Here is a 16043-nt window from a genome sequence, read left to right on the forward strand (position 1 = left end):
ATTTAAGTTATAAATCCAGTGATTTAATTGCTTTTTAGAACCTTAACTTATATTACCACCTAAGGCGGCAATCAGTTGAGCTGTGTTTTTTAACTGTAATTGCTTAAGTTGTAAAGTTGCCTGTTCTGCCTGTAATCTTAAATTCTGTGCAGTGATGACTTCTAAATAGCTGACTAAGCCTGCATTATAACGTCGAGTCACGACTTGTTCATTTTCCAAAGCAATCTTAAACAATTCAAATTGTTCAGATTGTTGTTGTTTAAAACTGGATGACTGAATAAGTGCGTCCTCTACCTCTTTCCAACCCGTTAAAACAGCCTGTCTATAAGCCGCTGCTTTTTCAGTATAACTCGCTTGTGCTTGTGCAATCTCAGCCTTACGTTTTCCACCATCAAATATCAATGCCGTTGTTTGTAATCCAGTCGACCACAAGTACTGTGGTGCTTGAAACAGTTGACTCAATACGAGACTATTTAATTCACCCGTTAGGCCAATACTGAGATCGGGTAACCATGCTGTTTGAGCCAAGCCCAATTGGGCATGTGTTGCAGCCAATTCACGTTCAGCACGTATCACATCAGGACGCTGGATAAGCATCCGACTTGGTAGCTGACTTGGTAATATTGGAACTTGAAAGTACTGTTTTTGTTTGGGCAATTGAAATTGAGCAACCGTTTTACCTTGTACCACAGCTAAAATATTTTCTTGTAAATCACGTTCTCGTTGGGTTTCTATCTGCTGGATTTGCACTTGCTTGAGTTGTGTTTCAGCCTGTATCACATCCGCTCGCGCGCTCATCCCGGCAACATATTGGTTATTTAAAATTTTGACGGAACGTTGATAGCTGTGTTGAGTTTGTTGTAAAACATCCAACTGCGCATCCAGTACTCGGATATTCCAATAGGTTTCTGTGCCCAATAATTGCTGATTAAGTTTAACTGCGGCTAAGTCAGCCTGTGAAGCATCTAAATTTGCTTGTTGCCCTTCAATCGCTTTGGCGACTCTGCCCCATAAATCAGGAATCCAACTGACTTGAACACCCGCCGTAAATCGGTTGTTTGGTGTACTATCCTTTGTTCCACTACGTTGTGCAGAACCATTTAACTTTAAACTTGGCAAACGGTTTGCGTGTTGCTGCTCAAGTAAGGCATTGGCTTGTTGATATCGTGCTTCTGCCTGTTTCAGACTCAAATTTTCTTGATTCAATTGTTGCATCAATTGACTGAGAATAGGATCTTGAAAGATTTCCCACCAAGTGTTGGCATTGACTTCTATGTTTGAGGTTTTTTCCCAATTTAAAACAGCATATTTATAATGATCATCCGTTTGAAGGATAGGCACTTTATATTCAGGCGGATGCAACACAACAGTAGAATTGCATGCAGTTAACATCAATAGAACACTAAGGCACATGACATTTTTAACGATTAAACTCTGCATTATATTTTCCTATTTACCTTAATGAAGTGCGTATTTACTTTTAAATTTCAAACAAGATTCAGCACATTTTTCCAACACCAAATACAAGACTGGCGTTGTATACAACGTCAATAATTGACCCAAAGCTAAACCACCCACAATGACAACACCTAGAGGCTGACGTAGCTCTGCCCCTTCTCCCCAGCTAAGTGCCAGTGGAATTGCACCCAGCAACGCTGCGGTATTAGTCATCAGAATTGGACGAAAACGAAGTGCTGCGGCAGACAAAATAGCCTGATATGCAGTCTTGCCTGCTCTTCTTTCCAATAAAGTAAAATCAATTAAAAGAATGGCATTTTTTAAAACAATTCCAATCAATAAAAACATGCCCAAGAGTGCAATTAAGGTAAATTGGAAATTAAATAACCATAAGGTTAGCAAAGCCCCCAAAGCCACAGCGGGTACTGTCGATAAAATCGTCAATGGATGAACCAGACTTTCATAGGTAACCCCGAGAACAATATAAATAAGTAAGATCACCACACAGACAAGTAAAGGGGTCGATAAACCAGTCTGCAAACTTTCTGCCTCTACATCTTTATCTGTCATGATAAAAATTTCATTGGGTAACATGACTTCGGGTAAAACACTCCGAATAGCTACATCCGCTTGTTCATAGCTATAGCCTTGTTTAACCACATAACCAATCCCCATTGCGGCATATTGGTTGCGTCGATAAACCCGATCATTGGTGATGCCATAAGACCATGTGGCAAAATTACTCAGAGGCACTGCAATACCTTGTTGATTTGGAATACGTACATTTGCCAGCGCTTCAGGGTGTTCAGTAAAGTGTTTATCAACTTCCATCACCACATAAAACTGTTGGGTTTGATCATAAATAGTCGAAATTTGGCGCTGCGAAAATGAGTTATTGAGTACGCTTGAAATATTGTCTATATCCACCCCCAAACGACGTGCAGCTTCACGGTCAATGTCTAAAGTCACATGCTGAGCACCTTCATCGCCCATGGTTTCAACTTCTTCTAACTCTGGAAGTTTCTGCATTGCCTGAGCGACTTTAGGCACCCACTGACGTAATAACGCAACATTATCAGATTGCAGTAACAACAAATAATCTTGCCCACTTCCACTTGAAAATGGATCATCCAATTCTAGTTCCTGTTTGACTTGTGCAGAGAAAATCGCACCTGCCAACCATGGGGCATTTTTTTTAATTCTGTCTACAATTTCATGTGAAGATTTGCCATCTCGCTCTGCTTTAGGTTTTAAACTCACCATTAAAAATGAATTGGTGATTCCGCCAGCACCACCAGACGTACCAATCACATCTTTGACTGCGGGATCCTTTAATACACTTTCACTAAAGGTGGCGATTTTGGGTTGCATAATTTGAAAGGAGAAGCCATCATCCCCTCGAATAAAAGCTTCAACCCGTCCGGTATCTTGCTCAGGTAATACACGTTTGGGTAATGTTTGATACACATATACAGAGGCAGCAATTGCACCGCCCCATAGCAAAATGACCAAATAACCGTGTTTAATCATCCATTTTAGTGAATGCAAATAGAGCCGACTCAAACCTTGCATACAGCGATGGCTATAGCGATACAAAGCCTGATGTTGATAACGCTCCAATGGTTTTAAACAGCGTGCGGATAAACTTGGCGTAAGGACCAGAGAGACAAATACAGATAGAATAATGATAAAAATCAAGGTTAAAGAAAATTCTCTAAACAGTCTCTCGATTACACCACCCATAAATAGCACGGAAATAAAGATCACTACCAAAGCTAAATTCATTGCTAACAAGGTCAAACCGACTTCTTGAATACCCTTTAAGGCAGCTTGTACAGGTTGTTCACCCTGTTCTATATGGCGTTCAATATTTTCCAAAACCACAATTGCATCATCAACTACAAGTCCAATCGCAACAATGACTGCCATAATTGACAAGTTATTCAGTGAAAATCCCGCGAGATAAACCAAACTGCATGCGCCAATCAAAGTCACAATCAAGGCAATACTTGGAACAAGAGCACTTTGCAGACGACCTAACATCAGAGCGACCACAATAATCACCAAAAGCATGGAAAATAATAAAGTATCTCTTGCCTCATTTAAGCCTGCCCGAATAATTTCCGATCCATCCATCACTGTGGTCAGTTGTGAATCTGCTGGAATTAATGTGCTTAACTCAGGTAGTTTTTCTTTGATCTTTTCGATTGTGGCAACGGTGTTTGCATTGGGCTGACGGCTGATTTTAATAATCACCGCTGGTTTGCCATTGTGGAAACCACTTACATATCGGTTTTCGACAGAATCCTGTACCTCAGCCACATCTTTTAAACGAACAACTGTCTGACCATTTTGATGCACGATCAAATTGGCAAAATCATCCGCTTTTTTTAAATGATTTGGAAGCTCAACTTGCCAACGTAACTGTTCAGTCTCAATTACCCCTAAGGCTTGTACTGTATTACTTTTTACAATCGCTTCACGAACTTGCTCCAAAGACACCCCTTGTGAAATCAAGGCATTTGGATTGAGTTGAATTCGCACAGCTGGCATAGATGCCCCGTCAATGACAACTTCACCAACCCCATTAATTTGCGCAAGATTTGGCTGGAGCTGATTGCTGGCAATTTCATAGAGTTTGCCCGCAGAAAGATGTTCCGAACTCAATGCCAAATAAAAAATTGGACTCTGGCTTGGATTGATCTTGAAATATTCAGGGGGGCTTGGCATTCCAGAAGGCAACTGTGACATCGCAACATTGATTGCAGCTTGGACCTCTCTGGCGGCTTCATTGATGTCAGTCTTTAAATCAAAATGCAAAACCACTTGGGTTGCGCTTTGATTACTTGAAGAATTAATCGCTTTTACCCCTGAAACGCCCATCATGGCACGCTCTAACGGCGTCGCCACAGTGGCAGACATGCTTTCAGGACTTGCACCAGGTAAACTTGCTCGCACCACAATCGTTGGAATATCTGCCTGTGGTAAAGCGGCTACAGGTAAGCGAAAATAGGCCAATATACCCAATAATACAATTGCGATCCCAAGTAAAATACTGGCAACAGGTCGATGAATAAAGGTCGAGAGAAAGGTCAAAACTCTCTCCTTGTCGTATCATGATCTGGGGGGAAATCATCTACAGTTAAATCTGAATTGGTGTGTTGTAATGAATATTGCAGACGATCAAAAAACAAATAAACTACTGGTGTGGTAAATAACGTGAGGACTTGACTTAAAATCAGACCACCCACCATGACGCCCCCGAGAGGCTGACGTAATTCTGCGCCTGAACCTGACGCAAGCATCAATGGGATTGCCCCAACCAGCGCCGCGAGTGTGGTCATTAAAATTGGGCGAAAACGCATCAATGCGGCTTGATAAATCGCTTGCTGTGGTGACAATCCTTCATGACGTTGTGCAGCCAAAGCAAAATCCACCATCATGATGCCATTTTTCTTGACCAGACCAATCAATAAAATGATCCCAATCAAGGCAATCATGTCCAATGGCCGATTGACCAAAAACAATGCCAACAAAGCACCAATTGCAGCAGAAGGCAAAGTAGAAAGAATAGTTATCGGATGAATAAAACTTTCGTACAGAATGCCTAACACAATGTACATGGTCACTATTGCTGCAATCACCAACCAGAAAGTATGTTGTTGTGAGTTCTCATAAGCAGCGGCTGCACCTTGTAGTTTCACCTTTACTTCTGTTGGTAGATTTAGACGCTGTTGTACGCGATCAATCGCTTTGATCGCATCCCCGAGCGCGACCCCTGATGCAAGATTAAAAGATACCCCACTGGCTGGAAATTGTGATTGCTGTTGCAGAATAGTAGGCACGCGTTTTTGCACAATATTGGCAACAGAACTGAGTAATATCGGCTCTCCACTTTTATTATGAATATAGGTTTGCCCTAGAGCATCTATACCTTGAGTGAATGTTGGGTCAAGTTCCAAAACAATACGATATTGATTGGATTGCGTGTATAAAGTCGCAATCTGGCGCTGCGCAAATAAATTTTGTAAAGCTAAACTGATATCTTCAATGTTTAAACCTAAACGTGCTGCGGCATCTCGATTGACATCAATAAATGCCTGTAAGCCTTGCCCACCGTCTTCACTGGTCACCTCTGCAAATTCAGGTTGTTGCCGTAAAGCATCAACAAATACAGGAGTCCATTGTGCTAAATCTGTCGTTTTAGCAGCGCTTATACTGAGTTGATATTGAGTTCGACTGATTTTATCTTCAATGCTCAGCTCTTGTACGGGTTGCATCCAACCTTGAATCCCTTTAACTTGAGCGAACTGTTCTCGTAGACGTGCCATGATCTGATCTACACGGTCTCTTTCAGCATGCGGCTTCAAGTTAATTAAAATACGCCCATTACTTAGTTTTGGGTTATTGGTATCTATACCGATAAATGAAGACAAACTTTCCACAGCAGGATCTTTTAGGATCTGACCTGCAAGTGCTTGTTGACGCTCACTCATAGCGTGGAATGAAATATCATCGGGTGCTTGAGTGACCACTTGTATGACACCGCTGTCCTGTACAGGGAAAAAACCTTTTGGAATCATCCAATACAACAGCCCAGCTAAAATGACGGTACTCAACATCACCGAAAGTGTCAGCACTTGATGCCGAAAAACCCACTGTAAAGCTTTACCATAATGCTGAATAATGCGATCTAGACTCCAGCGACTGTGTGAACTTGAATGTTTGGTACTTTTTAATAAATATGCACACATCATCGGGGTCAATGTGAGTGACACCACCAATGAAATTGCGATTGCAGCTGCTAAAGTGACAGCAAATTCGTGGAACAGTCTTCCAACAACATCGCCCATAAACAGTAATGGGATTAATACAGCAATTAGAGAAATCGTCAGGGAAATCAAAGTAAAAGCTATTTCCTTAGACCCTTTGAGTGCTGCTTGTAATAAACTTTCTCCTGCCTCACGATGTCGTGCAATATTTTCCAACATCACAATTGCGTCATCGACTACAAATCCTGTCGCAATGGTGAGCGCCATTAAGGTCAAATTGTTGACCGAGAAGCCTAAAAAATACATCACAACAAAGGTACCAACAATCGACAGTGGCACTGCAATACTTGGAATTACGGTTGCAGATAAATTTCTTAAAAAGAGAAAAGTGACCATCACCACCAAACATACGGCAAAAACCAATTCTTTTTGCACATCATCAATGGAACTACGAATACTCTCTGTTCGATCTGTTAACACCCGAATTTCGACATTTTCAGGCAGATTCTTTTGTAGTTCAGGCAATATCTGTTTAATCTGATCTGCAACTTGAATCACATTGGCATTTGGTTGACGCTGCACATTGACTAAGATTGCAGATTGACTATCTGCCCATGCAGCCATATAGCGGTCTTCACTACCTTCGATGACTTTTGCCACATCTTTCAGACGTATCGGAGCACCATTGTTCCAGCGTAAGATTAAATTTTCATAATCTGCAATCGAACGAATCTGATCATTGGCATCCAACATTGTGGTGCGATATGGACCATCAAAGCTTCCTTTGGGTTGATTCGCATTGGCAGAATTAATTGCGGAGCGTACATCCTCAGCACTCATTTTATAAGCAGCAAGTGCCATAGCATTCATTTGCACGCGTATTGCTGGACGTTGCCCCCCTGCAAGGCTCACCATCCCTACACCTGAAAGCTGAGAAAGCTTTTGTGCAACTCGGGTATCCACCATGTCGTAGACAGTGGTTAAAGGTAAAGTTTCTGAGCTGATGGCAAGGGTAATCACAGGAACATCAGCAGGATTTACTTTACGGTAAACCGGTGGTGCTGGTAGATCATTGGGTAATTTACTGCTGGCGGTACTGAGTGCTGACTGTACTTCTTGTTCAACGACACCAAGCTCTGCGCTCAGTTCAAACTGCAAGGTAATGACGGATGCCCCCACTGAACTACTGGAAGACATTTGTTTTAAACCCGCAATTTTGCCCATTTCTCGTTCGAGTGGTGCGGTGATTGTACGTTGTACTGTATCGGGATTGGCGCCAGGTTGAAAAGTATAGACTTGAATAATTGGATAATCGACCTGTGGCAAAGCAGAAACAGGTAACAATCGCCAAACCAAGAAGCCACTTAACAATAGTGCTAACATCAATAATGTGGTTGCGACTGGACGTAAAATAAAGAACCGTGAAATATTCATGATTTATCCAGCAGTTGGCTTAGCCGTAGAAATTGGCTGTTGATTCTCTACAACAATTTGAACTTCTTTGCCTTCCGAAAGACGATCAATTCCTTCAAGTACGACTTTTTCGCTACCCTTTAATCCGTCTAAAACTTCAATTTGACCATTCGAGGTCATGCCCAGTTTTAGCATCCGAATTTCGGCTTTGTTTTGCGGATTGATGATATAAACATAGCTGCCTTTTGCGCCATGTTGTACAGCATCATTAGGGATGCTGAGTGCATTTTGAATGGTTTGAGTATTTAAATGCACATTGACAAACTGATTTGGAAATAAAACATCATCATAATTATCAAAAATTGCTTTTATTTTTAAAGTCCCAGTACTGATATCAATCTGATTATCTATTGCTTGTACATGGCCCAGCGCAAGTTGTTTTTGTTCTGTTTTATCCCAAGCACTTACCAGCACCTTGTCTCCCTTTTTTAAGGATTGACGCAGGTTTGCTAAGTAGTTTTCTGCCACTGCAAATTGCACAAAAATTGGATGAACTTGAGTAATACTGACTAAACCACCACTTTCATTGGCTTGAATCAGGTTACCAGCATCTTTCTGTCTAAATCCAACCCGCCCATCAATAGGTGAATAAATTTTAGTATAAGACAGCTGTAGTTTTGCGGCATCCACTTGCGCCTTGTTTGCTTGTATCTGTCCTTGGAGTTGATTGACCAGAGCGAGTTGTTGTTCTACTTGTTGTTTCGCAATTGAATCTTGTTTAAACAATAATTGATAACGCTTCAACTCTGTTTCAGCATTTTGCAATTGTGCTAAGTTCTGTTGTCGTGTTCCTTCAGCCTGTGCAAGCACGACTTGGAATGGTGCGGGATCAATTTGTGCAAGGAGCTGACCCTTTTTTACGGTTTGCCCTTCTTTAAAATAAATCTGCTGTAAAACCCCAGAAACCTGACTTTGTACATTCACAATATGTGTAGGAATGACTGTACCAATTGCTTTAATTTCAACCTGTAAATCTTGTCGTTGTACTGGCACAGTTCGCACGGGTACAGGTTTACTCCATTGGCTATATTCCTCTGCGGGTTTGGATGAGGTTTTTTTCCAATAGAAGCCTGCTAGTCCGAAAATAATCAGCAGCATAAATCCAATTAAATATTTAAATTTGCGGCCAATAAAACTTTTTTTGAGGTTTACATTTACAGATGGCTTACTCATAAGAACTCTTATTCATACATTCGTAGAACGATCAAAATTTACAATTACGAACCAAATAAAGTGAAATCTCACATTTATTAATTATTCATCTCATTAATAATTAAGGTGAAAGAAGGTTCAAAACAACTCAATTATTCATGTTGCATTTTGTAAGTTTTATTATTGCATTTAATAATCATTATCACTATCATTATTTTCAACACTTTCCCCACCTTAGCATAACTGTGTGTTGTTCGCTTATTAAACAGGCAAATCTAATGAATTTGAACGTACAAAAGCAACAGTGGTTTGATCATATTTATCAAGACCATCAAAATACTTTACTTCTGTGGTTCAAACATAAACTTCACAACCATCACCACTCCGAAGATCTAAGTCAGGAAGTTTTTTATCGTGCATTAAAAAGTAACTACAGTTTTGAAAATATTAAAGAACCCAAAGCATGGTTATTGGGGATTGCCAAACACGTGATTATTGATCATTGGCGCCATCAGCAAATTGAGCGCTTATATTTAGATGCACTAATACATACACCTCAGGATAGTCACCCATCTGTAGAACATACAATATGTATTCAGGAAAGTTTATACCAAGTTCATCAAACGCTAGAAAAGCTCCCCGACCGGGTTGCACAGGTTTTTTTATTATCACAGATGGAAGATATGACTTACCGATCTATCGGCGAAAAACTTAATATTTCTGAAGCCACCGTTAAACGAGATATTAAACAAGCTTTTCACGCCTGCTCTAGTATCTATAACACAACATTTAATTAATCATCATTTTTACTTATAAAAAAATTTAGTAAATGAAAATTAAATCTATAAATTCAATAAAGTATATTGCAATACTTACCCCAAACTTTTGAAATCCCTCTATTGATAAAACAAATAGTTAAAAAATATTTGTTCTTTTAACACTCTCTATCTTATTCACTCCTGTTATCTACTGTTGTTGCAACTAAATACATATCCAGTATTTAAATAATAAAAAAATGAGCTTTTTTTAAGACAAAAACGACTAAGTACATGAATATTACTCATACGAGAATCTAATGAAGGAACATCAAACTAAAGATGCTTTAGCGATTGCAATTCGTACAGCACTCTGGGGCGGATCTATTTTTCTAGTAAATGGATCTGTATTCTCAGCAATAAGTACATCTGATGGCCAAGAACAAAATTCTACTCAGCTCCCTACCATCACTGTATCGGTCAATAATACAAATAGCCTGACAACTGAAGACTCAGGTTTATATACCGCAAAAGCCACCACTGCATCAACAGGCTTAGCACTCAGCCTAAAAGAAACACCTCAATTGGTCAGTGTAATCACACGTCAGCAAATGGAGGATCAAAACTTAACACAATTAACAGATGTCGTAACGCAAGCTGCTGGATTAACAATCAATCAAGGTGGAAATATTGGCTCAGATAACTCACCAATTTATGCAAGAGGTCAAACTGTAGACAACTATTTATTAGATGGTGTGAAATTACTGAATTCATATTCCAACATTTTTCAAAGTCAAGATACTGCACTTTTTGACAGAATTGAGATTGTTCGGGGTGCTAATGGTTTGATGACTGGTGCTGGTTCAGCCAGTGCCAGTATTAATATGGTTCGAAAAAAACCATTACAAGACTTTAAAGCTTCTATAAGCTCTAGTGCTGGATCGTGGGATACCTATAGAACAGATATCGATGTTTCAACACCGCTGAATCAGTCTGGGAATATCCGTGGTCGTGCCGTACTAGCTTATCAAGATGGCGACTCTTATATAGACCGTTATGCGGAAGAACGTAAAGTTGCATATGGCGTACTTGAAGCTGATTTAACAGATCGAACCAAAGCAAGTCTTGGAATTAGCTATCAAAAAATTGATATTTCAGGCATTGCTCGTGGAGGTTTGCCTTCATATTATACGGATGGTTCACAGATTGAATGGTCACGCTCTGATTCAGCAGCTGCAGGTTGGACGTATTCAGATCGATCAACGACTGGTTATTTTGCAGATATTGAACATAAATTTAACGATAACTGGAAAATCAAAGGGACGGTATCTCGAACTGAGACGTCGTCTGACGAAGTGGTCGGTTATGCATATAATAGTTCAGGAATAGATAAACAAACTGGAAAAGGTGCTTTAATTTATGCGACACGCTGGGATTATGAACCAACACAAAACTTATTTAATTTAACGCTGAATGGTTCTTTTAATCTATTCAATCAAACCCATGAAGTTGTTTTAGGTACAACCTATACCAAAAGTGAAAATCAACGTCCTACCTACTCGGGTTGGAATAATGGAATGTCTTGGAATGGAAAATTAGACAATATTTTCACTTGGGATGGTCATACACCAAGTCGACCTGAAACGATAATTGACGGCTGGTATAGTGGAAATGATAGTAGTCGTTCTATATTTGGTGCAGTTCGTTTAAAGCCATCAGACAAGGCAGCGATTATTTTAGGTACGCGCGTTGAAGACTGGAAACGTGTTGCTGTAAATCATGATAATGCTAAAAATACAACAGATATCAAAACTCATAAAGAGACTGGTGAAGTCATCCCGTATGTAGGGCTTAGCTATGATTTAACTGACAATTGGACAACATATGCCAGTTATACCAATATTTTTTCTCCTCAGGATAAAAAGACAGTTAAGGGAGATTATTTAGACCCACTTGTCGGCAACAGTACAGAAGTAGGCATTAAAGGTGAATTTTTCGATAATCAATTAAATATAGGTGCTGCTGTTTATCAAACTAAAGAAGATAATTTTGCAATCGCTGTCCCTGAACAAGCAGATAACTCTCACATAGCTCCTGATGGATCTCAAGCATATACAGCAGAATCGGGAACAAAGAGCCGCGGTCTTGAAGTAGAAGCCACAGGAAAACTCAATGAGTTATGGCAAGTTTCAGGAAGTTTTACTCGAAATTTGTCGAAAAACAGTCAAGGTAATAGTATAAACACCAACATTCCAAATAATACTGCTAAATTATTTACCACCTATACTCTGCCTTACTTTGATAAGGCTCTGACAATAGGTGGCGGTCTACGTTGGCAAAGTGATATTTATTCAGATATAACCCTCCCTGTAAAGACTCGTTTTATCCAGAACAGTTATACTTTAGTTGATTTAATGGCACGTTATAAAATCAATGAAAATTTATTGCTGAATCTGAATATCAACAACCTGTTTAATGAAAAATATCATTTAGCGACAACCAATAGCTATTATGGTGCACCGACTAATTTTAGAGTGGGCTTAAAATACGAGTGGTAATACTAAAACCTATTTATAATTGGCTAAATATTGATTTAAATTAAAATAAATTAATAGGTTTAATCAGAGAAAGTTATCGCTAAGGTGGCTTTCTCTACTGATAAAATTATCACTGCTTAAAATACACAAAATAAAATTCTCAATTAACTAGCAGTCAACATCATCTATTGCTCATCTATTGATTTTTAATCTACCTATATGGCAGTGAACACAAGAGTATCAGTTTAATGAGAATCGTAAATTTTCTAAGCTGCCTATATGGCAATGAACCAATGGCAAGCAAATGAAGGCATGACCTTGATTTTCTAAGCTGCCTATATGGCAGTGAACGGCTTTAAAAAACGATCTTTGAAGTCGGTTAATTTCTAAGCTGCCTATATGGCAGTGAACGCCCCAAGCAGCATATGTAGGTAATGCTTTCAATTTCTAAGCTGCCTATATGGCAGTGAACATCTTACCAACACAGGAAGCGCTTAACTCTATTTTCTAAGCTGCCTATATGGCAGTGAACATGTGCAGTAGTAGTTATGCTGAAAAGATAATTTTCTAAGTTGCCTATATGGCAGTGAACGGCCCGATTGTTAAATCTCAATTCTCCCACTTTTTCTAAGCTGCCTATATGGCAGTGAACTACATAATCAGTCATGTCTATTTTCCTTGTCTTTTCTAAGCTGCCTATATGGCAGTGAACCTGACATTTCTAGAATGATTGGGTCACGAGATTTTCTAAGCTGCCTATATGGCAGTGAACCACAATGAAAACTTCGCAAGGGGCGTTCTATTTTTCTAAGCTGCCTATATGGCAGTGAACACAGTGCAAATGCTCAAGCTAATGGCTTGATATTTCTAAGCTGCCTATATGGCAGTGAACAATAATTTTAAATCAAAAAACACTCTGATAACAGCAAGTTAATTATAAAAATCATAAAATACCAAAGTTTTTTACAATATATATAACCACTTGATTTTATTGAACTATAAGAGTGTAAAAAAAATTAGGGTAAATTTTTGATATGAATAAAAAACATAGCAAAAAAACCATCCGCAGATGGTTTTTTAACACATGATCTATTATTGAAGTGAAGTCTGTCTTCACTTCAATATAATTGATTAAAATTTAAAGGTTGCACCTACAAATACTTTTTGACGTTCAACGAAGTATGCATCTCTACCATTTGACAACTTTTTATCAAGTAAATTAGTAAAACCGCCACGTACAATAAGCTTATCATTGACTTGATAATTACTTGCTAGATTTACGATCGTATGTGGTTTTTGCATCGTAGGGGTAGCGCCTTTATCGGTCAAATATTGTTTACCCAAATATTGTGCGGACAACTCTAAATTGAGTGGATCTGTTGGCTGCCAATTTAATGCGGAATTCACTGTTAATTTTGAAGTAGTCAGTAAAGTTGCACCAGTATCTTCATTTTTTGCTTTTAAGAAATAGGTAGCATTATTATTCCATTTTAGATTATCTAAAACTGGGAAATTTACAACCATTTCGATACCACGTGTTACCGCTTTTTGAATATTTTCATTACGGGTAAACCAAATACCACCTTCGTGACCTAATGGTGAATAAGCGATTTTATTTTTAAAATCTGTATGGAAAAGTGTCAAACCTAAGTCCGCACCAAAACCAGTATAATTCACACCAATTTCATAGTTTATGCTTTCTTCAGGTTTTAAGTTGGGATTACCTGTCATATAGCAACCACCGCCTGTATAGGTATCTGGTTTTTGCTTACTGTCATACCAAGTTTTACCTTTTAAACCATTACAACCATTCCCGCCAGACTGAGTAGCTCCACCAGGAGATGATTCTTTCACTGTTGGTGCTCTAAAGCCTTTTGCGACCCCACCTTTAATTACCAGATCATCTGTTAGACTATAAACTAAATAACCTCGTGGACTATGATGTGCACCGTATTTATCATCATGATCTAAACGATTCCCTACGGTTAATGTCAAATTATCCAACACTGAAATATTGTCTTCAAAAAATAATGCCCAATTCTTATTATTCACTGTAGGATCGGTATAACTTTTCCCATCCCAACTCCCTCCTGGTAGAGTGCCAATCGTGTCAGTATTGGTTAATTCTTGTTTTTTCCATTGACCGCCAACAGTTAAGACTTGCTTAAACATTGCCTCAAATGGCATGGTTAAACTACCTTCAACAATCATTTCATTTGATTTAGTTTTAGAACCAAGCACACTTGAATCATAGTCATTGTAATATGCACTTAATTTAGATTTACCAATTGCCCACTCGCCATCATGCGATATGCTATATGAGTTATGTTCTAATTTATTTGCGCCCCAACTGGTCTCCTGCTCAGCACCTGTTGTGGCGTTAATTTGAGAACCCTTTTCATTCTTTTGAATACTATGCCCCGCTTCAAAACTGAGTGAGTGTTTATCTGTTGGCTGATAATGCAACATCGCATTGTAGTTTTGATCTTGAGAACCTGTGGTCCCATTTCCTGCTTTATATTTTTTATCTGCCTCTCGTTCAGTCATCCCTGCTGTCAAGCGCAGACCTAAGGTATCCGTTAATGGGCCAGCAGCCATGATGCCTGTTTGTAAAGATGTACCTAAATCAGAAGAGGTCGTTGGCTGAGTATAATTTAACGTAACATTACCACCCCAAACACTAGGAATTTTCTTGGTAATAATATTAATTACTCCCCCCATTGCATCTGAACCATACAAAGAAGACATTGGACCGCGGACAACTTCAATTCTTTCAATCATATCAGGAGTAATCCAATTTAAATCCTGTCGACCTAAATCTGGACGATAATTTGTATCTCTTGAAGACCCGATGCGTTTGCCATCAACTAAAATCAGCGTGTAATTATCTGGTAAACCACGTAATTTAATCTTAGAACCTTCGCCTGAGGGACTAATTCCACCCGTTACCCCCGGGACTTTACTTAATAATTCTCCAAGACTCCCCACTGGTTGTTTTTCGATATCTTCGCTTGTAATAACACTAATACTTGCTGGTGCTTCTTTAACATCTACAGCTTGACTACTCGCAGTCACCACAATTGTTTTTAATTTTGTCGCATCTTCAGAAGTATCTTTTGCATATGCGGAAATTGACATTGCGGTGAGTATTGAAATTGACAGTGTCTGGAATCTTAATTGTTTATTCATGTTAATACGCAACTTAAATACGGAGGAATTGTGAAAGAATTGTTGCGTATTGTATTTGAGCAAAACTTCAAATGCAATTACTAATAATAATAATTATCATTTATATATTTTTAACTTGAGGTAAATTTATGCAAATACTCTTAATCTAAAATACATGAAAAGTATTTTTTTAAAGACCAAATTCAAGAAGTAGTTTTGTAAAATTGAATTCAAAAATTTCTTTTTAAATGTCCTTTTTATAGCTTTCTTTTTCTACAAAAAAGAAAGCTTACAAGCCATAAAATGCTTGTAAGCTCTCTTTTACTTATTTACTGAATATCATCAAGCTCAAATTGGTCAGATTTAAAGAATCAAATACATTAAAAATTTATAAATATCAGAATCTTCAATAATTAGTGCAACGTTTTTGATCAATTTTACTCAATTTCTTCTAATTCAATATTAATAAGACACACTTTTCCCCAAAAAAGCATAGTCCTATTTATTGATAAAATAGATAAACTAAAATTCTTACTTTTTGGGTAAATTAGGTTTCGTTGCGTAATCTACACCATGCTTTTCTAAATACTCACGAATTAGTTGGCGAACCACTTGTGAAGGCTTTAGATCTTGACGATTGCACAATTCTTCAAAAGCTTCCTTTTTGTTCGGGTCTATCAAAATAGTTAATCTTGCTGTTTTATTTTCCATATCCCCAATCTCTTAAT

The 16043-nt window shown here is 38.5% G+C and carries 8 protein-coding genes and 1 CRISPR repeat array; of the genes, 2 read left to right on the forward strand and 6 right to left on the reverse strand.

All coding sequences use genetic code 11. From position 1 onward, the window contains the following. Nucleotides 1–42: 42 nt before the first annotated feature. Genes WFN33_RS11105 through WFN33_RS11120 form a run of 4 tightly spaced genes read right to left on the reverse strand, consistent with a single transcriptional unit; the run spans nt 43 to nt 8876 of the window. A complete protein-coding gene (locus WFN33_RS11105) occupies nt 43–1440 on the reverse strand; it encodes an efflux transporter outer membrane subunit (protein ID WP_336953148.1) in 1398 nt (465 codons plus the stop codon). Nucleotides 1441–1458: 18 nt separating this feature from the next. Then, entirely contained in the window at nt 1459–4554 is a 3096-nt protein-coding gene (locus WFN33_RS11110) for an efflux RND transporter permease subunit (protein WP_336953149.1), read from the reverse strand. Next, the gene (locus WFN33_RS11115; RefSeq protein WP_336953150.1) at nt 4551–7664 is read right to left on the reverse strand and encodes a multidrug efflux RND transporter permease subunit; all 3114 of its coding nucleotides are present in this window, start codon (nt 7662–7664) and stop codon (nt 4551–4553) included. The genes WFN33_RS11110 and WFN33_RS11115 overlap by 4 nt, the downstream gene beginning before the upstream one ends. Before the next feature lie 3 nt (nt 7665–7667). Next, nucleotides 7668–8876, reverse strand: a complete 1209-nt coding sequence (locus tag WFN33_RS11120) for an efflux RND transporter periplasmic adaptor subunit (protein ID WP_336953152.1) — start codon at nt 8874–8876, stop codon at nt 7668–7670. A 257-nt stretch (nt 8877–9133) separates the two neighbouring features. Between WFN33_RS11120 and WFN33_RS11125 the strand changes: the two genes are divergently transcribed. Continuing rightward, nucleotides 9134–9652, forward strand: coding sequence for an RNA polymerase sigma factor (locus WFN33_RS11125; RefSeq protein ID WP_336953154.1), 519 nt, complete (start codon nt 9134–9136; stop codon nt 9650–9652). A gap of 278 nt (nt 9653–9930) precedes the next feature. Continuing rightward, on the forward strand, nt 9931–12168 hold the full coding sequence (locus tag WFN33_RS11130) for a TonB-dependent siderophore receptor (protein WP_336953156.1): 2238 nt from the start codon (nt 9931–9933) through the stop codon (nt 12166–12168). A 181-nt stretch (nt 12169–12349) separates the two neighbouring features. Beyond that, nucleotides 12350–13039: direct repeats of the CRISPR family, unit length 29 nt; unit sequence TTTTCTAAGCTGCCTATATGGCAGTGAAC. Between the two features lie 239 nt (nt 13040–13278). Here WFN33_RS11130 and WFN33_RS11135 read toward each other — a convergent pair. Together WFN33_RS11135 and WFN33_RS11140 are read right to left on the reverse strand one after the other, a co-directional pair. Continuing rightward, entirely contained in the window at nt 13279–15336 is a 2058-nt protein-coding gene (locus WFN33_RS11135; RefSeq protein WP_336953157.1) for a TonB-dependent receptor domain-containing protein, read from the reverse strand. A gap of 510 nt (nt 15337–15846) precedes the next feature. Next, nucleotides 15847–16026 carry a ribbon-helix-helix protein, CopG family gene (locus tag WFN33_RS11140; RefSeq protein WP_336953158.1) on the reverse strand — a complete coding sequence of 60 codons (180 nt, stop codon included), beginning with the start codon at nt 16024–16026 and terminating at the stop codon, nt 15847–15849. Nucleotides 16027–16043: the final 17 nt, after the last annotated feature.

This window comes from Acinetobacter sp. AS167 (assembly GCF_037152175.1).
Classification (GTDB): domain Bacteria; phylum Pseudomonadota; class Gammaproteobacteria; order Pseudomonadales; family Moraxellaceae; genus Acinetobacter.

Bases quoted from the DNA above. Each gene is read 5' to 3' on its own strand.
- WFN33_RS11105 (WP_336953148.1), bottom strand. From the start codon at position 1,440: ATGCAGAGTTTAATCGTTAAAAATGTCATGTGCCTTAGTGTTCTATTG.
- WFN33_RS11115 (WP_336953150.1), bottom strand. From the start codon at position 7,664: ATGAATATTTCACGGTTCTTTATTTTACGTCCAGTCGCAACCACATTA.
- WFN33_RS11120 (WP_336953152.1), bottom strand. From the start codon at position 8,876: ATGAGTAAGCCATCTGTAAATGTAAACCTCAAAAAAAGTTTTATTGGC.
- WFN33_RS11125 (WP_336953154.1), top strand. From the start codon at position 9,134: ATGAATTTGAACGTACAAAAGCAACAGTGGTTTGATCATATTTATCAA.
- WFN33_RS11130 (WP_336953156.1), top strand. From the start codon at position 9,931: ATGAAGGAACATCAAACTAAAGATGCTTTAGCGATTGCAATTCGTACA.
- WFN33_RS11135 (WP_336953157.1), bottom strand. From the start codon at position 15,336: ATGAATAAACAATTAAGATTCCAGACACTGTCAATTTCAATACTCACC.
- WFN33_RS11140 (WP_336953158.1), bottom strand. From the start codon at position 16,026: ATGGAAAATAAAACAGCAAGATTAACTATTTTGATAGACCCGAACAAA.